Source organism: Kluyvera georgiana ATCC 51603, assembly GCF_001654985.1.
In the GTDB taxonomy this organism is placed as follows: Bacteria; Pseudomonadota; Gammaproteobacteria; order Enterobacterales; family Enterobacteriaceae; genus Kluyvera; species Kluyvera georgiana.
Genome location: NZ_LXEU01000050.1, coordinates 37,390 through 60,989, shown reverse-complemented (window position 1 = coordinate 60,989; position 23,600 = coordinate 37,390). Strand labels below are relative to the sequence as shown.

Annotated in this window: 18 protein-coding genes and 1 pseudogene; 13 read left to right on the top strand and 6 right to left on the bottom strand. The window is 54.4% G+C overall.

Annotation, left to right across the window (positions count from 1 at the left end; all coding sequences use genetic code 11):
- The 4 genes and pseudogenes from rluB to M989_RS13215 all read left to right on the top strand — a co-directional run.
- Positions 1 to 548, top strand: a 548-nt coding sequence (gene rluB, locus M989_RS13230) for a 23S rRNA pseudouridine(2605) synthase RluB (protein WP_157093554.1), incomplete at its 5' end; no start/stop codon positions are given.
- 181 nt (positions 549 to 729) lie between these two features.
- Positions 730 to 2,093: pseudogene (locus M989_RS13225) on the top strand (MFS transporter).
- A gap of 17 nt (positions 2,094 to 2,110) precedes the next feature.
- Complete coding sequence (locus M989_RS13220; RefSeq protein WP_064546034.1) at positions 2,111 to 4,462, top strand: beta-glucosidase; 2,352 nt, start codon at positions 2,111 to 2,113, stop codon at positions 4,460 to 4,462.
- A gap of 23 nt (positions 4,463 to 4,485) precedes the next feature.
- On the top strand, positions 4,486 to 5,460 hold the full coding sequence (locus M989_RS13215) for a helix-turn-helix transcriptional regulator (RefSeq protein ID WP_064546032.1): 975 nt from the start codon (positions 4,486 to 4,488) through the stop codon (positions 5,458 to 5,460).
- Here the strand turns inward: M989_RS13215 and cobO are convergent.
- Together cobO and M989_RS13205 are read right to left on the bottom strand one after the other, a co-directional pair.
- Complete coding sequence (gene cobO / locus M989_RS13210) at positions 5,432 to 6,022, bottom strand: cob(I)yrinic acid a,c-diamide adenosyltransferase (RefSeq protein ID WP_064546030.1); 591 nt, start codon at positions 6,020 to 6,022, stop codon at positions 5,432 to 5,434. The two genes, M989_RS13215 and cobO, sit on opposite strands and share 29 nt — an antisense overlap.
- Entirely contained in the window at positions 6,019 to 6,777 is a 759-nt protein-coding gene (locus tag M989_RS13205) for a YciK family oxidoreductase (RefSeq protein ID WP_064546028.1), read from the bottom strand. Before M989_RS13205 ends, cobO begins: the two co-directional genes overlap by 4 nt.
- Before the next feature lie 253 nt (positions 6,778 to 7,030).
- On the opposite strand from M989_RS13205, the gene sohB reads away from it, so the two are divergent.
- Positions 7,031 to 8,077, top strand: a complete 1,047-nt coding sequence (gene sohB, locus M989_RS13200) for a protease SohB (protein ID WP_064546026.1) — start codon at positions 7,031 to 7,033, stop codon at positions 8,075 to 8,077.
- Between the two features lie 82 nt (positions 8,078 to 8,159).
- Here the strand turns inward: sohB and M989_RS13195 are convergent, their stop codons facing one another.
- Positions 8,160 to 8,411: a YciN family protein gene (locus tag M989_RS13195; RefSeq protein WP_064546024.1), complete on the bottom strand. Its 252-nt coding sequence runs from the start codon at positions 8,409 to 8,411 to the stop codon at positions 8,160 to 8,162.
- A gap of 395 nt (positions 8,412 to 8,806) precedes the next feature.
- Between M989_RS13195 and topA the strand changes: the two genes are divergently transcribed.
- The 5 genes from topA (at position 8,807) to acnA (ending at position 16,067) form a co-directional block, all read left to right on the top strand.
- A complete protein-coding gene (gene topA / locus M989_RS13190) occupies positions 8,807 to 11,404 on the top strand; it encodes a type I DNA topoisomerase (protein WP_064546022.1) in 2,598 nt (865 codons plus the stop codon).
- Between the two features lie 180 nt (positions 11,405 to 11,584).
- A complete protein-coding gene (gene cysB / locus M989_RS13185) occupies positions 11,585 to 12,559 on the top strand; it encodes an HTH-type transcriptional regulator CysB (protein ID WP_035892921.1) in 975 nt (324 codons plus the stop codon).
- A 304-nt stretch (positions 12,560 to 12,863) separates the two neighbouring features.
- Positions 12,864 to 13,013, top strand: coding sequence for a YmiA family putative membrane protein (locus M989_RS24620; protein WP_074398789.1), 150 nt, complete (start codon positions 12,864 to 12,866; stop codon positions 13,011 to 13,013).
- A 2-nt stretch (positions 13,014 to 13,015) separates the two neighbouring features.
- Entirely contained in the window at positions 13,016 to 13,180 is a 165-nt protein-coding gene (locus M989_RS25575) for a hypothetical protein (protein WP_157093553.1), read from the top strand.
- Positions 13,181 to 13,391: 211 nt separating this feature from the next.
- Positions 13,392 to 16,067 (top strand): aconitate hydratase AcnA, encoded by a 2,676-nt coding sequence (gene acnA / locus M989_RS13180; RefSeq protein ID WP_064546020.1) that lies wholly within the window; start codon positions 13,392 to 13,394, stop codon positions 16,065 to 16,067.
- 115 nt (positions 16,068 to 16,182) lie between these two features.
- Here the strand turns inward: acnA and M989_RS13175 are convergent, their stop codons facing one another.
- Entirely contained in the window at positions 16,183 to 16,917 is a 735-nt protein-coding gene (locus tag M989_RS13175; RefSeq protein ID WP_245191261.1) for an oligogalacturonate-specific porin KdgM family protein, read from the bottom strand.
- Between the two features lie 31 nt (positions 16,918 to 16,948).
- On the bottom strand, positions 16,949 to 18,661 hold the full coding sequence (locus M989_RS13170) for a polysaccharide lyase family protein (RefSeq protein WP_083965160.1): 1,713 nt from the start codon (positions 18,659 to 18,661) through the stop codon (positions 16,949 to 16,951).
- 332 nt (positions 18,662 to 18,993) lie between these two features.
- Between M989_RS13170 and M989_RS13165 the strand changes: the two genes are divergently transcribed.
- Genes M989_RS13165 through bglB form a run of 3 tightly spaced genes read left to right on the top strand, consistent with a single transcriptional unit; the run spans position 18,994 to position 22,574 of the window.
- On the top strand, positions 18,994 to 20,163 hold the full coding sequence (locus tag M989_RS13165; protein WP_064546014.1) for an oligogalacturonate lyase family protein: 1,170 nt from the start codon (positions 18,994 to 18,996) through the stop codon (positions 20,161 to 20,163).
- Positions 20,163 to 21,455 (top strand): ABC transporter substrate-binding protein, encoded by a 1,293-nt coding sequence (locus tag M989_RS26050; protein WP_064546012.1) that lies wholly within the window; start codon positions 20,163 to 20,165, stop codon positions 21,453 to 21,455. Before M989_RS13165 ends, M989_RS26050 begins: the two co-directional genes overlap by 1 nt.
- Before the next feature lie 9 nt (positions 21,456 to 21,464).
- Positions 21,465 to 22,574, top strand: a complete 1,110-nt coding sequence (gene bglB, locus M989_RS26045; protein WP_064546011.1) for a beta-galactosidase BglB — start codon at positions 21,465 to 21,467, stop codon at positions 22,572 to 22,574.
- A gap of 20 nt (positions 22,575 to 22,594) precedes the next feature.
- Here the strand turns inward: bglB and M989_RS13150 are convergent, their stop codons facing one another.
- The gene (locus M989_RS13150; protein WP_164092391.1) at positions 22,595 to 23,395 is read right to left on the bottom strand and encodes a helix-turn-helix domain-containing protein; all 801 of its coding nucleotides are present in this window, start codon (positions 23,393 to 23,395) and stop codon (positions 22,595 to 22,597) included.
- Positions 23,396 to 23,600 lie beyond the last annotated feature (205 nt).

Sequence of the window (23,600 nt, the reverse complement as noted above, 5' to 3'; positions counted from 1 at the left end):
TGCTGTTGTTCACCACCGACGGTGAACTGGCTAACCGCCTGATGCACCCAAGTCGTGAAGTTGAGCGTGAGTACGCGGTGCGTGTCTTTGGTGAAGTGGACGACAATAAAGTACGCCAGCTTTCTCGCGGCGTGCAGCTGGAAGATGGCCCGGCAGCGTTCAAAACCATCAAATTCAGCGGTGGCGAAGGCATCAACCAGTGGTACAACGTGACCCTGACCGAAGGCCGTAACCGTGAAGTCCGTCGTCTGTGGGAAGCGGTAGGGGTACAGGTCAGCCGCTTGATCCGCGTGCGCTATGGCGATATCCCGCTGCCGAAAGGGCTGCCGCGCGGCGGTTGGACCGAGCTGGACCTGGCGCAGACCAACTACCTGCGCGAGCTGGTTGAGCTGCCGCCGGAAACCTCGTCAAAAGTGGCGGTGGAAAAAGACCGGCGTCGCATGAAGGCGAATCAGATTCGTCGCGCCGTGAAGCGTCACACGACTACCGGCAATAATGCGAATAACGGCAACCGTCGTTCCAGCACGCGTAATAACCCGAAAGGGTAAGCACCTTCGTTCCGACGGGCCACCGTCGGAACTTTTTCCCCGTATTTCTCTTCTCCTGTGATTCTATTCACACTTCTGTATAAAGACAAAAAACAGGAATTCCTCAGACAAAGAACGCAAAGTGATAAAATAGCGTCCGCCATATACTGATGCCACAGATTACTCAAACAGGTAGCCCGAAATGGAAACAACGAAAAAACTCTCGGCAAGCTATGTGGTTATCGGCGTTAAAGAAAAGATAGGCTATGGCTTTGGCGATTTTGCCTCTAATTTATCCTTCGGTTTCGTTTCGCTTTTTTTTTATTATTCTTCTATACCAATATCTTTGGCATTAGCGCTGTCCAGGCCAGCCTGATCTTTGTTATTGCACGGGTTGTGGACGCCATCTTTAATATTCTGATTGGCTTTGCCATTGATAAAACCCACAGCCGCTATGGCAAGCTCCGTCCCTGGTTATTATATGGATCAATACCGCTTGGGCTGCTGACCGTGTTGTGTTTCCTGCCGCTGGGCGGCGAAGCGAAATTCTGGTTTGCGCTGTGTTCTTACACCATTTATTGTCTGGCCTACACGGCGGTGAACACCCCGTATTCGGCGATGACCAACCGCTTAACCCAGCATGAGGCTTCGCGTTCGTCGCTGTCGGTGTATCGCTTTGTGCTGGCTATCGTCGGCTATCTGATTGTTTCAACCACCGCGGATATCCTTATTTCACCGTTTGACGACAAGCAGATGGGCTACGTTTTCGCCGTCTCCTGCTTTGCACTGCTGGCGACCTTCTTGTTCCTCGCCTGTTTTGGCATGACCAAAGAGCGCGTGGGAGAAGAAGAAGATGCGCCTGCGCCGACCCTGAAAGAAATGTTCCGCGCCGTGATGGGCAATGGCCCTTTGATTAACCTGTCGCTATTTACTGTCTTCTTTTATATCGCCTATACCGTGTGGATGGCGATTGCCATTTACTTTATTAAATACATTATCGGCAATGAAGGTTTTACCTCATCGTTCTTTATGATTCAGTCGGCCGCCTATATTTTAGGAACGGTTGTCTCTGAGAAAGTCATCGCCATGATGGGGAAAAAGAAAATGACACTGCTGGCGCTGCTAATTGGCGTACTGGGCGTGCTGATGCAGTATTTTGTCGCCGGGAATCATATCTGGTTAATTATGACCGGGGTGTGCCTGTTCAGTATTACCTTAGGCATGGGATTCGTCGCCATGTGGTCCATGATTGCGGATACCGTGGAATATGCGGAATGGCATCACGGCGTGCGTACCGAAGGCGCGATATACGGCTTCTTTAACTTTATTACCAAAATTGCAATGGCGATCGGCGGCGGCTGTGCCGGGTGGATGCTGGATTATTACCACTATGATGCCGCCAGCATTAGCGCCAGTGCGTTAAGCGGTATCAATATCCTGATGACGCTGTTCCCCGGCGCCATGTTCGCGATAAGCGCTATTTTTGTCGCCAGCTACTCGCTCGATGAAAAAACCTACCGCGATATCGTTCAGAAAATCAGCCTGCGTAAGCAGAACGCGCTTTAACCTCAGGGAGTCGAGACATGAATCGTGATTTTAAAAACCTTATTGCCGCGATGAGCGCCGAAGACAAAGTGGCGCTGCTCAACGGCAGCGGCCTGTGGCGCACGGCCAGTCTGCCGCAGCACGGTATTGACGATATTGTCATGACCGACGGCACCTACGGCGTGCGCTACAGCAGCGCGCAGAAAGACGGTAGTGAAAAATGGAGTATGGACGATTTTATCTCCGTGATTACCCAAACCGCAGACCAGGCCAACGCCGAGGAATCGGCGGCGAAAGGCGGCAGCGAAGCCTTGTTCAGCGCCTCGCTGCCGGCCACCTGTTTCCCGAACGGCTCAAGCCTCGCCTGTAGCTGGGATATCGACCTGGTCTATCAAATGGGTCAGGCGCTGGGCCGCGAGTGCCAGCATATGGGCGTCGGGATACTGCTGGGGCCAGGTATCAACATTCGCCGCACGCCGCTAGCCGGGCGCGGTTATGAATACTACGCCGAAGATCCGGTTGTCAGCGGGGATATCGCGGCGGCATTGATCAACGGCCTGCAGGATGAAGGCGTTGGCGCCAGCCTGAAGCACTTTGCTGCCAACAACTCGGAGTACCGCCGCACGGAAATGGACTCCATTATTGAAGAGCGTGCGCTGCGCGAAATCTATCTTGCGGGGTTCCAGCGGGCGATCGCGAAGTCGCAGCCGTGGACGGTGATGTCTTCCTACAACCGGCTGAACGGTGTGCAAACGTCACAGGATCCGTTCCTGTTGACCCAGGTGTTGCGTGACGAGTGGGGCTACCAGGGGCTGGTGATGTCCGACTGGTATGGCGTGAAGGATCGTCCCGCATCGCTGCTGGCGGGTAACGATCTGGCGATGCCGGAAACCCGGCGCGATAAACAGACGCTGTTGGCGGCGATTGAATCCGGCGAAGTACCGATGTCGGTGGTCGATCGCGCCTGCCTGCGGATGCTGGAACTGCTGGATAAGGTGCAACGCCACCGTCGCCCCAATGCGCAGGCCGATTTCCCGGCACATCATGCGCTTTCGCAGCAGTTGGCGGCGGAATCCATTGTATTATTGAAAAATGACGACGGGTTACTGCCGTTGCGTCCGGAGAAAACGCCGCGTATTGCCGTGGTGGGTAAACCGGCGCAGGAGCCGGTGATTCAGGGTTCCGGCTGCGCAACGACGGTACCGTATCTGTTTGACCGTCCGTTAGATGAAATTTTCGACCTCGCGGGCGATGATTTCAGCGTGCGGTGGGCGGTGGGCGCGCCTGACGATCTGCGCGATGACGAAGCGGCGTTGGCCCAGGCGAAAGCCGTGGCGCAGGAGGCCGATGTGGCGGTCATCTTCGTCAGCACCGCGGTAGGCGAAGACGGTGAAAACGGTGACCGCCAGGACCTGAATATTCTGGCCGTGCACGAGCGCCTGATTCGCGAGGTAGCCTCTGTGCAGCCGAATGTCGTGGTGGTGCTGGCCAACAGCGATGCGGTGGTGATGCCGTGGCTGGGTGACTGCAAAGCGCTGCTGGAAACCTTCTTTGCCGGGCAGGGTATGGGCCGCGCGGTAGCGGAAATTTTGTTCGGGTTACGTAACCCAAGCGGCAAGCTGACGGTGACGGTACCGAATACGCTGGAAGAGACCCCGGCCTGGCTACAATACCCGGGGGAGAATCTGCGCCACCATTACGGTGAGGGATTATTCGTGGGCTATCGCTACTACGATAAACGCTGTCTGAATCCGCTCTTCCCGTTTGGTTTTGGCTTAAGCTATACGCAGTTTGCCTATGACAATCTGCTGCTGTCGACAACGCGCGTGGGGGCGGATGATACGCTAACCGTCACCGTTGATTTACATAACGTGGGCGCGTATGACGGTAAAGAGGTCGTTCAGCTGTACGTTTCCGCACCAAAAGGCGAGCTGATTCGTGAAGTGCGTGCCTTAAAGGGCTTTACTAAAGTCGCATTGGCCGCCGGGGAAACCCGCCGTGTCAGCCTGCAACTGCCGATCGCCGAGCTTGCCTGCTATCATCCGGGTCTGGCCGATTGGGTTATTACGCCTGGCGAATGGCATCTTCACGTGGGGGCGTCATCCCGCGATCTGCCGCTGAGCGCGACGTTTGAGATTGATTGCCCGCCACGCTACGTGCCGCTGCGCGATGATAACTCGTTGCAACAGCTGATTCAGCAGCCGGAAGCCTTTGCCCGGGTCGTACAGCTGATTGCCGGAAAAAGTCAGATTCCTGCGGAACAGGTACGAGAGAAGCTGATTCGCCTGGTGCCCGATCTGTTCTGCGGTCTGCTGATTGCGCTGACCGAGTTTCTGGCGCTGGACATCGAGCGTGATGAACTGAACGCGGTGTTGGCCGGAACAAACTAACCGCTAATAACAGGAGAAGGCGCGTGTTTCCTTTTTCAGTGACGCATCCTCGCCCGGCCGCCCATGCCGAGCGGCAGACGGCAAGCGGCTACGAGCTGATCGCCTTTGACGCGGAGAAACTCAACGTTTTTGCGGCGGAGGTTCGCTACTGTGAGCCGCACTGGCACCCGGCACCGGAGCTTATTACGGTGCTTCGCGGGCGGTTTTCGCTGGCGGTGGGGCAGCAAAGCGTAGCGCTTCACGCGGGGGAGATGCTGTATATCAATGCCGAAGAGGTACACGCGCTGAGCGCGGAAGAAGACGGCAGCCAACTGGTGACCGTGCAGTTTTCACCGGGACTGTTTGATGAACTGCACCCGGCGCCATTGCTGAACTGGCGAACGCATCGCCACGCCATGACGCCAGCCGACAGTGCCGTTTTCCCCCGGCTACAGTCGCTGCTGGCGCGAATTATGGACAACGATGCGCCGTTTCAGCGCATTGCGGCTATCTATCTGCTGCTGGATGCGCTGGTGGCAGCCGGGCAACCGACTCAGCGGGCTGAAAGTTCGCTGCGGGAAGATGCGATGATTAAAGAGGGGATTGATTACATTAATCAGCACTTCGACCAACCGCTGACCTTGAGCGATGTTGCCGAGCATAGCGGCATGAGCTACTCGTACTTTTCCCGGCTGTTTAAAAAGGTCAGTCGACACAATTTCAAAGAATATCTGACGCTGGTGCGGCTGAACAAAGCCCGCACCCTGCTACGTGATACCCGCACGCCGATCACTGACATCAGCCACAGCTGTGGTTTTCAGGAACATAAGGCGCTGATTGCCGCCTTTAATAAGTACTGTGGGCTGACGCCAACCGAGTACCGTAAACGCTTTCTTTCGCGCCAGAATTTAGCGGAAAGTACGCTGGCACAGGGCGAAGATTGCCTGTGCCTGCCGCTCAACGCCGCGCTGCTCGAGAGGCTAACGCAGCTTAGTAATCAATGCCAATCTGCGCCTTAATTCCGGCTTCAAACGCATGTTTGACGGGGCGCAGTTCACTGACGGTATCGGCATACTCAAGGATGTCCCGGTGGCAACCGCGGCCGGTGATAATGACCGTTTGATGCTGCGGGCGCGCTTTCAGCGCCGTTAAGACTTCTTCCAGCGGCAGATAGTCATAGGCCACCATGTAGGTCAACTCGTCGAGTACGACCATATCCAGCGTCTCGTCGGCCAGCATCCGTTTGGCGTGCTGCCATACGGCAAGGCAGGCTTCCGTGTCGCTTTCGCGGTTCTGAGTGTCCCAGGTAAACCCGGTGGCCATCACCTGAAATTCAACGCCCAGCGGTTCGAGCAGGTTACGCTCACCGTTTGGCCACGTGCCTTTAATGAACTGAATCACCCCGACGTTATGGCCGTGGCCGACCGCGCGGGTGGCGGTACCGAAGGCGGCAGTGGTTTTGCCTTTGCCATTGCCGGTAAACACAATCACGATCCCTCGTGTGTCCTGGGCGGCAGCGACGCGGGCAGCGACGCGCTCTTTCACGCGTTGCTGGCGTTCACGGTAACGTTCATCACTCATTGGGCAATTCCTGGTTTACGCCCGGGTTGGGCATCAAAAGTCATACCGGTTTTCCGGCGGCTATCATCGCCCATCAGCCACAGATACAGCGGCATGATATCGGCAGGGGTTTTGAGCTTCAGCGCATCTTCCGTCGGGAAGGCGCTGGCGCGCATTTTGGTTCGCGTACCACCGGGGTTAATGCAGTTGACGCGCAGCTGACCCTGATACTCTTCGGCCAGCACCTGCATCATACCTTCGGTGGCGAATTTCGACGCCGCGTAGGCTCCCCAGTTGGCACGCCCTTGACGGCCCACGCTGGAGGAGGTGAAGACCAGCGAACCGGCATCCGATTGCAGCAGCAGCGGGAGCAGCGCCTGGGTTAACATAAAGGTACCGTTGACGTTAACCTGCATCACCTGCTGCCAGACCTGCGGATCCTGCTCGCTCATCGGGACCACGTCCCCCAACAGCCCGGCGTTATGCAACACGCCATCAAGACGCGGGTAGTGCAGACCTATCTGCTGCGCGACCTGCTGGCAGTCTTGCGGGGTGCAGGTTAGCAGATCCAGCGTATACCAACGGACCGGTAATTCACTGATATTGCTGATTTCCTGCGCAACTGAACGTAATTTTTCTTCGCTACGACCTAATAAAATGACGCTGGCGCCATAGCGCGCGTAGGTGATAGCGGCTTCTCGCCCGATACCGTCGCTGGCCCCTGTGACCAGGATGATACGATTCTGCAACAAGTCGAGCTGGGGTTGATAGTGCACGGTAGCTCCTCTATGGCCTTTAGTGACCATATTTTATGTACTTTTCATCGCTTTTGGGCTTTATGCCTGAATCTCTTCGCTATTTCAATCGGCGCACCGGAGAGACAACGTCTAATTAACAATTTGCAATGATTTCATTTGCAAAAAAATCATCTGGAAGCGGCCTCGAGGACGGATACTCCAGTCGAGACGTACCGGACGCGGTGTTGTACACTGAGCGACAGATTATGTGATTTTTGTACAAGGTGGATGTGTGGAATTACTTTTTCAATATGGTCTATTTCTCGCGAAGATCGTGACGGTTGTCATCGCTATTGCCGTCATTGCCGTGCTGATTGTCAATCTGACGTCGCGCAAGCGGCAGCGCGGCGAACTGCGGATCACCAACTTAAGCGAGCAGCACAAGGACATGCAGGAAGATTTAGCCGTCGCGCTGCTCGACGGGCCGCAGCAGAAGCTGTGGCATAAAGCGCAAAAGAAAAAACTGAAGCAAGAAGCAAAGGCGGCAAAAGCCAAAGCGAAGCAGGGTGAAAGCGCGGTCTCCGGCAAACCGCGCGCGTGGGTGCTGGATTTTAAAGGCAGCATGGATGCCCACGAAGTCGCCTCGCTGCGTGAAGAGATCACCGCCGTGCTCACGGTCGCTACACCGCAGGATCAGGTGGTGCTGCGCCTTGAGAGCCCCGGCGGCGTGGTGCACGGTTATGGGCTAGCGGCCTCCCAGCTGCAACGTATTCGCGATAAGCAGATCCCGCTGACGGTCGCAGTCGATAAAGTCGCGGCCAGCGGCGGCTACATGATGGCCTGCGTGGCGAATAAAATCGTCGCGGCGCCGTTCGCCATCCTCGGTTCGATTGGCGTGGTCGCGCAGATCCCAAACCTCAACCGTTTCCTGAAAAATAAAGATATCGACGTTGAGCTGCACACTGCGGGTCAGTACAAGCGTACGCTGACGCTGCTGGGCGAAAACACCGACGAAGGGCGACAGAAGTTCCGCGAAGAGCTGAACGAAACCCATCATCTGTTTAAAGATTTTGTGAAAACAATGCGTCCGACGCTGGATATCGAGCAGGTGGCAACCGGTGAACACTGGTACGGCTCTCAGGCGCAGGAAAAAGGGCTGGTTGATGAAGTGGGCACCAGCGATGAACTTCTGCTGGGGCTGATGGCCGACCACGAAGTGGTCAACGTTCGCTACACGCGACGTAAGAAAATGATGGACCGCTTTACCGGCAGCGCCGCGGAAAGCGCGGATCGTCTGATGATGCGCTGGTGGCAGCGCGGGCAAAAACCGATGCTTTAAGCCACTATAGCCCAAAAATAATCACGCCCGGTAAACGTTGTTTACCGGGCGTGTTCTTTTGGCTCAGGCGACGGCCTTAAGCTCAGTCAACCAGGTGATATTTTTCAGACAGCTCGTGGGCGAGATATTTGAACATATTAAACACCGCCGTGCTTTTCGGCGTAGGCAGGCCCTGTTCATCCAGGAAGTACTCGCCGCTGAAGACCAGCACGCCGTTGCGTTGCTCAACGCCGGTAGCTTCAATGCCGGCTAAAGTATCTTCGTGTTCGCGAATAAGGCGATTGGCTTCAATCAGCAGCGTCTGGCGATCGATAGGTTGGCTATTATTTGACATATTCAACTCCTCAAAATTCTCGCGCTAGTTTACGCCGGGTGCCCGTCGTGGGCAAATATTCCCGACGTTTACCAGGGGCAACGATTTTACCGCAGAGTTGGCAGGATGGGTGTTTGCATGCTAATAAAGTTGCGTAACGAATTTTATCAGGTACAGTGTGACGCTTTCGGCAATCTGGCAACAGATTTGCTTGACATTCGACCGAATATTCTTCGTGCTATAGCTCCTGACGAAAAAAAGTCTGTGAACTCAGCCATCTGCGTGCTTACATCAAAAGCCGGTCAGTAAAGGGTTGATATCTATTGGCGTTGCCGCAACATACAAGGCTCGTCGCCAGTGGAATGTGGAACATGTGCGATGTATTCCTGGAAGAATCAAATTAGGTAAAGGTGAATATGGGTAAAGCTCTCGTTATCGTTGAGTCCCCGGCAAAAGCCAAAACGATCAATAAGTATCTGGGTAATGACTACGTGGTTAAGTCCAGCGTCGGTCATATCCGCGATTTGCCGACAAGTGGCTCAGCCGCCAAAAAGAGCGCTGACTCTACCTCCACCAAAACGGCCAAAAAGCCTAAAAAGGATGAACGAGGCGCGCTGGTTAACCGCATGGGCGTCGACCCATGGCATGACTGGGCGGCACACTATGAAGTGCTGCCAGGCAAAGAAAAGGTAGTTTCGGAACTCAAACAGCTGGCGGAAAAAGCCGACCACATCTATCTCGCAACCGACCTTGACCGCGAAGGGGAGGCCATTGCGTGGCACCTGCGGGAAGTGATCGGCGGTGATGAAACGCGCTATAGCCGCGTGGTGTTTAACGAAATAACCAAGAATGCGATTCGCCAGGCGTTTGAAAAGCCGGGCGAACTGAATATCGACCGTGTTAACGCTCAGCAGGCGCGTCGCTTTATGGACCGCGTTGTGGGCTATATGGTTTCGCCGCTGCTGTGGAAAAAAATCGCTCGCGGTTTGTCTGCCGGTCGCGTGCAGTCGGTTGCCGTGCGTCTGGTGGTTGAGCGTGAGCGTGAAATCAAAGCCTTCGTTCCGGAAGAATTCTGGGAAGTGGACGCGAATACCACTACGCCTGGCGGCGATGCTCTGGCGCTGGAAGTCACCCATCAGGGCGACAAGCCGTTCCGTCCGGTTAACCGCGACGAAACCATGGCGGCGGTCAGCCTGTTGGAAAAAGCCAGCTACAGCGTGCTGGAGCGTGAAGATAAGCCGACCAGCAGCAAGCCGGGCGCGCCGTTCATCACCTCAACGCTGCAGCAGGCCGCCAGCACGCGTCTGGGCTTCGGCGTGAAGAAAACCATGATGATGGCGCAGCGTCTGTATGAAGCGGGCTACATCACCTACATGCGTACCGACTCCACCAACCTGAGTCAGGACGCGGTGAACATGGTTCGCGGCTATATTAGCGATAACTTCGGCAAGAAATACCTGCCGGAAAATCCGAATCAGTACGCCAGCAAAGAGAACTCGCAGGAAGCGCACGAAGCGATTCGTCCTTCCGACGTTGCCGTGCAGGCGGAAGCGTTGACAGATATGGAAGCGGACGCGCAGAAGCTGTACCAGCTGATCTGGCGCCAGTTCGTGGCTTGTCAGATGACGCCAGCGCAGTATGACTCCACGACGCTGATCGTGAAAGCGGGCGACTTCAAGCTCAAAGCGCGCGGCCGTACCCTGCGCTTTGACGGCTGGACTAAAGTCATGCCGGCATTGCGCAAAGGCGATGAAGACCGCACGCTGCCGATGGTGAACCAGGGCGACAAGCTCAGCCTGGTGGAACTGATACCGGCCCAGCACTTTACCAAGCCGCCTGCGCGCTTTAGCGAAGCGTCTCTGGTGAAAGAGCTGGAGAAACGCGGTATCGGCCGTCCGTCCACCTATGCGTCGATTATTTCGACCATTCAGGATCGCGGCTACGTGCGCACTGAAAACCGTCGCTTCTACGCCGAAAAAATGGGTGAGATCGTCACCGACCGTCTGGAAGAGAACTTCCGCGATCTGATGAACTACGATTTCACCGCGCAGATGGAAGACCATCTCGACCGCGTGGCGAATCACGAAGCCGAGTGGAAGCAGGTGCTGGACCTGTTCTTTGGCGACTTCACCAAGCAGCTGGAAACCGCTGAGAAAGCACCGGAAGAGGGCGGCATGCAGCCGAACCAGATGGTGCTGACCAGTATTGATTGCCCAACCTGCGGACGCAAAATGGGTATCCGTACCGCCAGCACCGGCGTGTTCCTCGGCTGCTCTGGCTACGCGCTGTCGCCGAAAGAGCGCTGCAAAACCACCATTAACCTGGTGCCGGAAAACGAAGTGCTGAACGTGCTGGAAGGCGACGACGCTGAAACCAACGCGCTGCGCGCCAAACGCCGTTGCCAGAAATGCGGCACGGCAATGGACAGCTACCTGATCGATCCGAAGCGTAAGCTGCACGTCTGCGGTAACAACCCGACCTGCGACGGCTACGAGATTGAAGAAGGCGAGTTCCGCATCAAAGGCTATGACGGCCCGATCGTTGAGTGTGAGAAATGTGGCTCCGAAATGCACCTGAAAATGGGGCGCTTCGGCAAGTACATGGCCTGCACCAACGACGAATGCAAGAACACGCGTAAAATTCTGCGTAACGGTGAAGTCGCGCCGCCGAAGGAAGATCCGGTGCCGCTGCCAGAGCTGCCGTGCGAGAAGTCCGACGCATATTTCGTGCTGCGTGACGGCGCTGCTGGGGTGTTCCTGGCCGCTAACACCTTCCCGAAATCACGTGAAACGCGCGCGCCGCTGGTGGAAGAGCTGTTCCGCTTCCGCGACCGTCTGCCGGAGAAACTGCGTTATCTGGCCGATGCGCCGCAGCAGGATCCTGCCGGTAACAAAACGATGGTACGTTTCAGTCGTAAAACCAAACAGCAGTATGTTGCCTCTGAAAAAGACGGTAAAGCGACGGGCTGGTCAGCGTTCTTCGTTGACGGCAAATGGGTCGAAGCGAAAAAGTAACGTTCCACGCAAAAACTTCACAAAGGGCCGCTGTGCGGCCCTTTTTTATAACCTCGTTATTATTTTTTGTTTCCATCTATACACACTTGCTATAAATGATATAGTGGTTATAGCAGATGCATTTCTTATGATTAAATCGTCTTTATGAGCGCTTTCTGAGTACAGACTGGATACAACCGCATGAAATTACAGCAGCTCCGCTATATCGTTGAGGTGGTTAATCACAACCTTAATGTTTCCTCTACCGCTGAAGGGCTTTACACCTCGCAGCCGGGTATCAGTAAGCAGGTCAGAATGCTGGAGGATGAGCTGGGTATTCAGATTTTCGCCCGCAGCGGCAAGCATCTGACGCAGGTCACTCCGGCAGGTCAGGAGATTATCCGTATTGCTCGGGAAGTGCTGTCGAAAGTGGACGCCATCAAGTCTGTTGCGGGCGAACATACCTGGCCGGATAAAGGCTCGCTGTACGTCGCTACGACGCACACCCAGGCGCGTTACGCGCTACCGGGCGTGATTAAAGGCTTTATTGAACGATATCCGCGCGTGTCGCTGCATATGCATCAGGGGTCGCCAACCCAGATTGCCGAAGCGGTTTCCAAAGGCAACGCCGACTTCGCGATTGCGACCGAAGCGCTGCACCTGTATGACGATCTGGTGATGCTGCCTTGCTATCACTGGAACCGTTCTATTGTGGTGACGCCGGAACACCCGCTGGCCTCCAAAACATCGGTCACGATTGAAGAACTGGCGCAGTATCCGCTGGTGACCTACACCTTTGGCTTTACCGGGCGCTCTGAGCTGGACACCGCGTTTAACCGCGCGGGCCTGACGCCGCGTATTGTCTTTACCGCCACCGATGCCGATGTGATTAAAACTTACGTGCGGCTGGGGCTTGGGGTAGGGGTGATTGCCAGCATGGCCGTCGATCCTATCTCCGATCCGGATCTGGTTAAGCTCGATGCAGACGGTATTTTCAGCCACAGCACCACGAAGATTGGCTTCCGTCGCAGCACCTTCTTACGAAGCTACATGTATGATTTCATTCAGCGCTTTGCCCCACATCTGACCCGCGACGTGGTCGATACCGCGGTAGCGCTGCGCTCCAATGAGGACATTGAAGCCATGTTCAAAGATATTAAGCTACCGGAAAAGTAATCTTCCATGATTATCCGCCCCCGGGTATCGGGGGCGAAAAGGCTTATATTGTCCACCCCAATCCCCTGATTTTTATCCCTCATCCGTCCATCGTCGAGATTAAGAATTGTTTCTATTGGCAACATCGCAGCAAAAGTAGAAATAAATTTAACGTTAAGCAAACTTCTCTACTCAAATATCCCTTCAGCGTCAAAAGAATAAATAAATCTCTCTCCAGGATTCGTAAAATCGCTGGATTTTTGCTTAAAATTTACTTAGGATTTATCTCATTGATGATTAGTTGTAACAATTAATTGGTGTGAAAATGATAAGTAATATCGATTTTGAGAGGCATGTAATGGCGTCAGAAAATAAAGAACCGGGCGTGAAGCGCAAAGCATGGCTAAGCGTATTCCTGGGTTCTGCGCTGTTCTGGGTGGCTGTCGCACTGCTGATCTGGAAGTTCTGGGGCTAACCATGCTGACGTCTGAACGCGTTAAACCGGCGAAGCCCCGCGCGCCGGCGGCAAAGAAACCCGTTGAGAATAATAATAAGGTCAATGTCCCGGACGAGTGGAAATTGACGCCTGAGCAAAAAGAGTTTATCGAACTGTTCAATCAGGATGAGAATAAGAAACAGTAACTCCAGGGTTATTGCTCATTTTTCTTTCCCTACTGCTATATTCAGAAAATCCTTCCCCTGCTATTTATTTCCCTTCGTCTCTTTTTTAATAAAGTGTTGATGCATTTATCAATCTGAGCCCTTTTCCGGCGTGTTCGGGTCGTTGTGTTATCTTTAATAGAGGCTCTGAGGAGTGTCAGAGTGTGCAATTCCCGTCATTTAAGGAGGAGCTATGTCGTCAACCCTACGAGAGGCCTGCAAGGAAACGCTACAGGTCGACAATAAAACCTACCACTACTACAGCTTAGCGCTGGCCGCAAAGACCCTTGGCGATATCGCCCGCTTGCCGAAATCACTCAAAGTTTTACTGGAAAACCTTCTGCGCTGGCAGGATGGCGACTCGGTGACTGCCGACGACATTCAGGCGCTGGCGGGCTGGCTGAAAAACGCCCATGCCGACCGGGAGATTGCCTATCGTCCCGCCCGTGTGCTGATGCAGGATTTTACCGGTGTACCGGCAGTGGTGGATTTGGCTGCCATGCGCGAGGCGGTGAAGCGCCTTGGTGGCGATACCCACAAGGTGAACCCTTTGTCGCCGGTCGATTTGGTGATTGACCACTCGGTCACCGTAGACCGCTTTGGCGATGAGGATGCCTTCGAGGAAAACGTGCGGCTTGAAATGTCGCGCAACCACGAACGCTACACCTTCTTACGCTGGGGGCAGCAGGCGTTCAGTCGCTTCCGCGTGGTACCACCGGGCACCGGTATTTGTCATCAGGTTAACCTTGAATATCTGGGGCAGGCGGTGTGGAGTGAACTGCAGGGCAATGAATGGGTGGCCTACCCGGACACGCTGGTCGGTACCGATTCCCACACCACCATGATTAACGGCCTGGGCGTGCTGGGCTGGGGGGTTGGCGGTATTGAAGCGGAAGCGGCGATGCTCGGGCAGCCGGTCTCCATGTTGATTCCCGATGTTGTCGGCTTCAAGCTGACCGGCAAGCTGCGTGAAGGGATTACCGCCACCGACCTCGTGCTCACCGTCACCCAAATGTTGCGCCAGCTTGGCGTGGTGGGGAAATTTGTTGAATTCTACGGCGATGGACTGGATTCACTGCCGCTGGCCGACCGCGCGACTATCGCCAATATGGCTCCGGAATACGGGGCAACCTGCGGTTTCTTCCCGATTGATGACGTCACGCTCTCCTACATGCGCCTGAGCGGGCGCAGCGATGAACAGGTGGCGCTGGTGGAGGCCTATGCCAAAGCGCAGGGCATGTGGCGGCACGCTGGCGATGAGCCGGTCTTCAGTCAGACGCTGGCGTTGGATATGGGCGATGTCGAGGCGAGCCTCGCCGGGCCGAAACGCCCGCAGGACCGCGTCGCGCTGGGCAACGTGCCGAAAGCGTTTAACGCCACGACTGAACTGGAGGTGAACGGTGCAGGTACAGCAAAGCCGGCCGTCGCCTTTAGCCTCAACGGCGAGCAGTATGCATTGCCGGAAGGGGCGGTCGTGATTGCCGCGATTACCTCGTGTACCAACACCTCGAACCCGAGTGTGCTGATGGCCGCCGGGCTGCTGGCGAAAAATGCCGTTGCGCGCGGATTAAAGCCGAAGCCGTGGGTCAAAGCGTCGCTGGCGCCGGGGTCGAAGGTGGTGTCGGAATACCTGGCCTATGCCGGGCTGACGCCGTATCTTGACCAGCTGGGCTTTAACCTGGTTGGCTACGGCTGTACCACCTGTATTGGTAACTCAGGCCCATTGCCCGATCCGATTGAAAGCGCGATCAAACAAGGCGATCTGACCGTTGGTGCGGTGCTTTCCGGCAACCGTAACTTTGAAGGTCGTATCCATCCGCTGGTAAAAACCAACTGGTTGGCCTCGCCGCCGCTGGTGGTTGCTTACGCGTTGGCGGGTAATATGACCGTCGATCTGACGCGGGATCCGCTAGGAGAAGATAGTCAGGGGAGAGCGGTATACCTGAAGGATATCTGGCCGGGCAGCGATGAAATTGCGCGCGCGGTGCAGCAGGTATCGACCGATATGTTCCACAAAGAGTACGCGGCGGTGTTTGCCGGCACGCCAGAGTGGCAGGCGATCGACGTGCCTGCCTCGGACACTTACCGTTGGCAAAATGACTCCACCTATATTCGCCTGTCGCCGTTCTTTGACGAGATGGGCGCGATCCCTGAACCGGTGAAAGATATTCATGGTGCGCGCGTGCTGGCGATGCTTGGCGACTCGGTCACCACTGACCATATTTCCCCGGCAGGGAGCATCAAGGCGGATAGCCCGGCAGGGCGTTATTTGCAGGAAAATGGCGTGGCCACCCGCGACTTTAACTCCTACGGTTCCCGTCGCGGCAACCATCTGGTGATGATGCGCGGTACGTTCGCCAATATTCGTATCCGCAACGAGATGGTGCCCGGTGTGGAAGGGGGCATGACGCGCCTGCTGCCCGGAAATGAGGTGATGTCGATCTACGATGCGGCGATGCATTATCAGGCGCAGGGCACGCCGCTGGCGGTGATTGCGGGTAAAGAGTATGGCTCGGGTTCCAGCCGCGACTGGGCGGCGAAAGGCCCGCGCTTGCTCGGAGTCCGCGTGGTGATTGCAGAGTCGTTTGAACGTATCCACCGTTCCAACCTTATCGGTATGGGCATACTGCCGCTGGAGTTCCCGCAGGGCCAAAGCCGCAAAACGCTGCAGCTCACCGGCGAGGAAAGGATTGATATCGCCGGGCTACAGCAACTGAAGCCGGGGGCAACGATCCCCGTCGTGCTCACCCGGGCAGATGGTCAGCAGCAAACCGTGCTGTGCCGCTGCCGTATCGATACGGCGACCGAGCTAACCTACTACCAGAACGACGGTATTTTGCACTATGTGATTCGTAATATGTTGAGCTAAAAAAAACGGGGCCGATGGCTGGCCCCAAAACAGACGATTGCAAAAGTAAACGCTAACGTGGCATGTAGAACAGAAGCAGTGCGATAGCGCCGCCTGGCGCTATCGCGAAAACGGATTATTTAAAGGTGTAGACCACCCCCATACGCAGACGGAACTGACGTTCGGTGGACTTGGACGAGCGCCCTATATCGCCGAAAGTAACGTACGGTTTCCACTCTTTCTTATCACCCAGCAAGTAGTCAAACTGCCACTCCTGCTCGTAGTCGTAGTGCTGGTTGCCCCAGAGAATTTCATCGCCGTGCTTATAGATAAATTTATAGGTAGTGGAGAAACGGTCCCAGGTGTAACGCAAATAGATATCGCCACGGTTTACCGTACGATGTTTGTTGGTGCTACAGGATTTATCACCGTTATAGCCGCAGTCGGGATCGTTGGCATAATCGGTCATTTCAAAACGGTACATCCCGCCGATGGCCCAGTTTTCATTAAAGGTATACCAGGGCACGAAGCCAAATTTCCATTCTGTACGTTCGTTGTTGAATTCTGGTTGAATTAGTGGCGATATTTTGAAGTTGTCAAATATAAAAACGCGGGAGAGAGTAAGCTCAACCGCGTTGATCACCGGATCAGAAAACATTTTGTCTTTGGTGTCTTTGCCACCTGTTTTATATTTTGTTTCTATTGAAAAATTAAAATTATTCGGCAGGGCCGCTGACATGTTCAACTTGTCATAATGCGTCCGGTCGCGCGTTCGATATTCGTGTCGATAATCCAGACTTAGTGCTTTAATCGGTGATGAACCTTCCTCTGCCAGTGCAACCTGGCTAACTAATAAGACGCATCCTGCCATAAGGTATTTACGAGATAACATATTTTCCCTCTTATTGTTTAGACCACGAGATAAAGTCGTACATAAATGCTCCACCCTGGAGTCGGAAGGTAACGGTATTATTGCCATTAACCATCTTGTCCGCAGGCAGTTCTATTTTTTCGTTATGGTATTTACCGCTACGGGTTGCGCCACGGTAAATGGCCTTATCGTTTTCGTATGTCAGCGTTTTAATGACTTTATTATTTAACAACACCTGCATGACGGGTTTGGTTGGGTGGTCCATACCGAAGTTACTGACCGCGGCGAACGCGACGTTTAAATAACGGGGCTGACGATCGGCGGTATCGCTAAAGCGAATCGACCAATCGCCGGGCTGGGTCTGCGCGTAATACCAGTCCTGATGCGGGTCGCTGCGTCCGATATCGAACGTCAGACTGGCGGGGACGCGATGCTGCCACTGCCAGCCTCGTGGAGCATTGCCGAAGCGGAACTCGCTGGCTGAACGGTCGGACTGGCCGATGGACCACAGCGGCGCGACGAAGGGCGGCAGCGTAATGTCTGCCAGCACCGTAGCATCATCCTGAATGTTGACCGTAGTGCTGTACAGCAGCCCGGGGCGCTGGCCTTCGCTGGCATAAACATCAAGCCGATACTGGCCTTTTACCACGTTGTTGAAGGCGATTCGGCCCTGCGCGTCACTGGTGCTGCTCCAGGCATAGCCCAGGGTCTGGAGATCGGTCGGCTCGGTGAGTGAGGAACTGAGGGTGACATTGACCTTTGTCGGCGAGAGCACTCGGCCAAGCACTTCGGCGCGTTGGGTGCTATAGCGGTCGTCTTTCACCCACGTGTAGGGCCAGGCGCGCTGTTCGGCAAGCGCCTGACGCTGGACGTCCTGCTTCAGCGTTTCGGCATCGCCCTGATTGAAGTACATAAACCACGGGCCGTATAGCTTCTGCCAGCCCGGCGGCGCAATCATATCGGGAGAGCCAAGGTGCGCGCCGGTCAGGTAGTTGAGGACGATGGCATCCTGATGAACCAGCAACTCTTGCTTGTTGCTGTCGCCGGAAAAGTACTCCGGTGAGGCGGGGATCAGCCATGCGCCGAGCCCGTCGCCATAGACTCCCCAGAAAGGCAGCTGTCGCTGATAGCCGGCGAAATCATACTTGCTATAGACGTCACCAGAGGGTAAACGCCAGGTTTCATCCTGGATTTTGGGTAACTTTTCTAATGCGCTATACAGCAAAGGCACGCCGTCACGCTGGCTGTTAAACAGATGATTCAGGCGCAGAGGGTCAAAGCGATATACCACCCGAAGCTCACTGACTAATACCGGTTTGGGTGTTTTATTTTCCGCCACGACGTAGCTATAAAATCCGTTGCTGCCTTGCGGGATAATATAGTGATATTCCAGCGCGAGTTTCTCAGGGTTTTCTCCCTGAAACATAATGTGCAGCCGCTGTGGAGTATTTTCGATGAGCGTGAATTTGTTGGCAATAAATGGTGTAACGCGCCCTGAGTGATAATCAAGGTAACCGCTGCGAATTTTATCAGGATCGCGCTGGGTGCCGGATAAATGTGCCAGCAGGTTATTATTGCCCATCTTCAGATGGGTGATATTTCCCGATGCTGCAAGGGTGATTTTCAATTTGCCATTATCAATAAGATATTTATCTTGCTGTTTTTCAAACTTAACGGCCCATGCTGGCGATATTGCCGTGGAGAGCAATATCGCCAGCATAGATGCAGTAGACGTTAGCCTCATATTATTCACTCTTGTGGATAGCTGTGTCGGAACAGTTAATCATCTATGACGTCATTAAAACCTTTATAAAATAACCAGCCACAACCCTGTTTTTGTCGGAAATACAAAGAATGGGATTTAATCGGTTAAGAATGTGAGCATTCCTGTGATTATTAATGATAACGCTGCAACCTTGATTAATGCGTCACTCGTCGTCGTATTTTGTCCTTATTTCAAAGGTTATTTCCTGACGCCGTTGGCATGCTGATGTCTGCGTCTGGTAGGACTGCTTCACAGACGCGCTGACATTCTGAGCTGTCAGTTCACCGTCCACGCCTGATATTGAGGAAACTATGGCCAAGGGTGATATCACTCCGCTTGCTTTTATTACTGAAACCGATCCGGTGACCGGCGTTCGCGTTATGCGCTTAACGCCACTGGGGCGCATTTTTCATCGCAACTATTTCTATCAAAAGTGCTTTTTACAGGGAGGAACACAACTGCTGATTGGCGGCGTTGAACAGGGTAACTGGAACTACTGGCTGCTCGATCTTGAGCAGTGCACGCTGCGCCAGCTCACCGATGGGGCTGGCGATAATAGCTTTGACGGGTTTATCACTGATGACGATAGCGGGCTGATCTTTATGCGCCACAACCGGCAAATCGTGCGTGTAGAGCTGGATACCTTGCAGGAACAGGTACTGTACCAACTGCCTGCCCAGTGGGTAAGCACCAGTGCCTGGGCGCCCGACAGCAGTGGCCGCAAAATGATCGGCATGTCGCTGTCGGCGGAAAGTTATCTGCCGTTGCACGACTGGAGCGATTTCCAGCGACAGTATCATATGAACCCGACCACGCGCTGTGAAGTCATCGACCTTGCTTCCGGTCGCAGCGAACAACTGTTTGAAGAGCCGCGCTGGTTAGGACACCCCGGTTTTCGCCCCGGCGATACCGATACCATCATGTACTGTCATGAAGGACCGCACGATCTGATTCGCAACCGTATCTGGTTGCATCAGCGTCAGACGGGGCTTTCCGCGCCGGTGAGCCAGGACGAAGAGGAAACCTTTACCCATGAGTTCTGGGTGCCGGACGGTTCGCGCATCATTTTCGTCTCCCTGCATAAAGAGACACATCAGCGCCATATTTGCCAGACGTTGGCGGGCAGCACGCGGAGCGAAAAGGTAATGCAGATGCCCGCTTGTTCACACCTGATGAGCAATTTTGATGGCTCGCTGCTGGTGGGTGACGGCTGCGGAACGCCGGTGGATCTCACCGACGAGGGCGGCTATGCGACGCTGACAGACCCCTGGCTCTACCTGTTTAAGCCGGGTGAGAAGCAAACGCGGCGGATTGTCCGCCACGATACCTCATGGCGAGTGATTGACGGCCAGTGTCAGGCAAGCCATCCACACCCGTCGTTTAGCCCGGATCTGCGCCACGTACTTTATACCTCCGATCGCGAGGGATTACCTGCTGTTTACCTGGCGGATGTCTCCGCACTGCTGACAGGACGTTTATGATGAAAAAAATAGCACTCTCGCTGCTGCTGGCCTGCGGCGGCATATTTTGCATTGCGCCGGCGATAGCGGACGATAGCGACAGCGTGACCCTGCGCGTCTCCTGGTGGGGGGCGAACTCGCGTCACCAGAACACCCTGAAAACTATTCGCGCCTTTGAGCAGGCGCATCCCAACATTAAGGTGAAGGCTGAATACACCGGCTGGGACGGTTTCGTTTCACGCCTCTCCACCCAGATTGCAGGGAAAAATGAACCGGACGTCATGCAGCTTGACTGGAGCTGGATACAGGTGTTCTCACGATCCGGTGATGGCTTTTACGATCTCAATCAGCTTAGCAAAGAGGTCGGGCTGGAAAACTATGCGGGCAAGCTGGGGACCGTGACGGTGAACGGCAAAGTGCAGGGGCTGCCCGTTTCACTGGTGGCACCCATTCTCTACTACAACACCGAAACATGGAAAAAGGTCGGGCTGGCCTACCCGAAAACCTGGGATGAGCTGTACGCCGCCGGTAAGATCTTTAAAGAGAAGCTTGGCGACAATGACTATCCGGCTATCGTCACCACCTCAATGGAACTCATTAATTCGTGGATGGTGCAGAAATACAACCAGCCGATGCTCAACGAAAAAGGAGAGTTCACCTATAGCGAGGCGCAGTGGCTGGAATTTGTCAAAGTCTATCAGAAGCTGGTGAACGAACACGTCCTGCCGAGTCAGAAGTATATTCAGTCGTTTGGTAAAGCGCAGCCGTTCGAAATGAAGCCGTGGATCAACGGCGAATTCGGCGGCTCTAACCTGATGAGTTCGGCAGTCGCTAAGTATGAAGATACCCTGGCGCCACCGGCAAAACTGGAGGTGGGGCCATATCCGCTGCTGTCGGGGGCGAAGGATGCAGGGTTATTTATCAAACCGTCGATGATATTCGCCATTAGCCGTAACACGAAGCATCCCAAAGAGGCGGCGATGCTGATGAATTACATGTTTAATCAGCCGCAAGGCGTCGCGCTGATGGGGCTGGAGAGAGGCTTTCCGGTGAGTAAAGCGGCGGCGGACTACGTGATGAATAACACGATGGCACAGCCGGACGACCCGGTGATTACCGGCCTGAAACTGGTGGAGAGCATGCCGTCGGATAACGTCTACGTCTCGCCGTACTTTAAAAACCCGGAGATCGAACAGTACTGGCTGGATCTGACCCAGCGGATTGACTACGGCAAAATCAGCCCTGAAGACGCCGCCAAAGAGTTCGAACGTACCGCCAAGCGCGCGCTGCGCAAACATACACCGATGAAATAAGAGGTTTTCATGGGCAGAGAGCAACTGCAGTTTAGCGCTGAACAGACGGTGCAGATGACGGAAAAGCTGATTGATGCGCTGGTGAATATTCGTGATGAAAACGGTGCGTTTCTCATGACGCTGACGGATGGCAGGGTGGTAGACACCAAAGGGTGGGGCGGATGGGAATGGACTCACGGCATCGGGCTGTACGGCCTGTGGCAATACTGGCTGCAGACGCGTAACCCGCGCTGGATGGCGATTATCGAACAGTGGTTTACCGACCGTTTTCGCGAAGGTACGCCGACTAAAAACGTCAATACCATGGCGCCAATGCTGACGCTTGCCGCATTGTACGAAGAGACTGGCTATACGCCATGGCGGCGTTACATCGATATCTGGGCCAACTGGGTGATGCATGACATGCCGCGTACCGAGCTGGGTGGCCTGCAGCATATGACCTTCAATTTCGCGCATCATCAGCAACTATGGGACGATACGCTGATGATGAGCGTGATGCCGCTGGCGAAGGCCGGGCTGGTGCTCAATCGTCCACAGTGGGTGGACGAGGCTAAGCGTCAGTTCCTGCTGCATTCGCAGTACCTGTGCGATGCGCCGACCGGGCTGTGGTATCACGGCTGGAACTTTGAGGGGCGCCATCACTATGCTAACGCGCTTTGGGGGCGCGGCAACAGCTGGGTGACGGTGGCCATCCCGGACTTTATCGAGATGCTCGACCTGCCGAAAGGCGACCCGGTGCGTGAGTTCTTGCTGGGCCAGTTGGCGCGGCAGGTAGCGGCTTTGGCGCAGCGGCAGGATAGAGAAAGTGGGTTATGGCACACGCTGCTGGATGACCCGCATTCTTATTTGGAATCGTCGGCTTCAGCGGGTTTTGCGTATGGCATTCTGAAAGCGGTGCGTCTGCGCTATATCGATAAACGTTTTCTCACTACGGGGATTGCCGCTGCGGAAGGCGTGATGCGGCAGATTAGCCCGCAGGGTGAACTGGCCAATGTTTCTTTCGGTACAGGGATGGGTAAGGATCTTGACTACTATCGCAATATTGAACGTACCACCATGCCTTATGGGCAGGCGATGGCGATGCTGGCGTTGATCGAGTATCAGAATCTGTTTATCTGAACCATGAACGGCGCTCCGGTCTATGACTGGAGCGCGCTGCGGTGGCTGATCAGCGGGAAGAGACCATATTTGCGCACCGTACGCGGCGGTATGCCGAAGAAGAGCTTAAAGCGATGGGAAAAGTAGTTACTGTCGTTAAAGCCGCACAGATAGGCGATATCGGTAATGGATTGCTCAGAGGTAACCAACAAATTCATCGCATGACACAAACGCACGTGAGTAATGTAGTCATTTGGCGTCAAGGCGGTAATCGATTGGACTTTGCGTTCCAGCATTCGTTTCTGAATATTAAATTTTTGCGCCAGATAGTCGATGCTTAATTTGTCATTTGCATAATTGTGATGTAAGTAATTCAATAAATATATGATTGAATCTTCTTTGACGCAGTTATTAGCCGCCTGGCTAATATGGCCGCGCTGCAAAAATATCGCCAGCTGAGTAAACAATGTTTCCAGCATGAGCGATCGATGAACCAAATTATGGCTTAATTCTTCATTTAATAGGTTGGTATAAAATGTACTGTGCACAATGGTCTGGTGGGTGGCCATAAACTGTTTTTCAGGCGCAAAGTCAGCAAGCAAAGTCAGCAGCGTTTCATTGAGAAAGGCGGGGCGGATTAGAATATTGAGCAGGGAAAGTTTTTCCACTTTCTCAAAATAGTGCTCTTCATGAGGCGCGACCACGAACACGGAACCACGGCTGATGGGCCAGGAGATGCCATCAATAACGTGCATACCGCTTCCTGAGGAGACGCAGACCATTTCGTAAAAGTCATGGGCGTGCAGCGGGCAGATATCCTGGTCAGCGATGTGCTTGATCATCAATGACGCGTTATCCGGTGAATAGGTTGCGTGCCGACGTAGTGCCATGGCATTAGCCTTCATGGAAGTTGAGATTATTTCTCGACTATAGGATTTTATTACAAAGAAATGAAATGTTTTTTCATTAATTTGCGAGGCCTCACGGCTAATTTTTATTAGTTAATATTGAATGTGATAAAGATCACTACCTCGCCCATCGCGACGA

Coding starts and splice junctions, on each gene's coding strand:
- M989_RS13220 (WP_064546034.1), top strand. CDS start 2,111: ATGAATCGTGATTTTAAAAACCTTATTGCCGCGATGAGCGCCGAAGAC.
- cobO (WP_064546030.1), bottom strand. CDS start 6,022: ATGAGTGATGAACGTTACCGTGAACGCCAGCAACGCGTGAAAGAGCGC.
- M989_RS13195 (WP_064546024.1), bottom strand. CDS start 8,411: ATGTCAAATAATAGCCAACCTATCGATCGCCAGACGCTGCTGATTGAA.
- topA (WP_064546022.1), top strand. CDS start 8,807: ATGGGTAAAGCTCTCGTTATCGTTGAGTCCCCGGCAAAAGCCAAAACG.
- cysB (WP_035892921.1), top strand. CDS start 11,585: ATGAAATTACAGCAGCTCCGCTATATCGTTGAGGTGGTTAATCACAAC.
- M989_RS24620 (WP_074398789.1), top strand. CDS start 12,864: ATGATAAGTAATATCGATTTTGAGAGGCATGTAATGGCGTCAGAAAAT.
- M989_RS25575 (WP_157093553.1), top strand. CDS start 13,016: ATGCTGACGTCTGAACGCGTTAAACCGGCGAAGCCCCGCGCGCCGGCG.
- acnA (WP_064546020.1), top strand. CDS start 13,392: ATGTCGTCAACCCTACGAGAGGCCTGCAAGGAAACGCTACAGGTCGAC.
- M989_RS13175 (WP_245191261.1), bottom strand. CDS start 16,917: ATGGCAGGATGCGTCTTATTAGTTAGCCAGGTTGCACTGGCAGAGGAA.
- M989_RS13170 (WP_083965160.1), bottom strand. CDS start 18,661: ATGAGGCTAACGTCTACTGCATCTATGCTGGCGATATTGCTCTCCACG.
- M989_RS13165 (WP_064546014.1), top strand. CDS start 18,994: ATGGCCAAGGGTGATATCACTCCGCTTGCTTTTATTACTGAAACCGAT.
- M989_RS26050 (WP_064546012.1), top strand. CDS start 20,163: ATGAAAAAAATAGCACTCTCGCTGCTGCTGGCCTGCGGCGGCATATTT.
- bglB (WP_064546011.1), top strand. CDS start 21,465: ATGGGCAGAGAGCAACTGCAGTTTAGCGCTGAACAGACGGTGCAGATG.
- M989_RS13150 (WP_164092391.1), bottom strand. CDS start 23,395: ATGATCAAGCACATCGCTGACCAGGATATCTGCCCGCTGCACGCCCAT.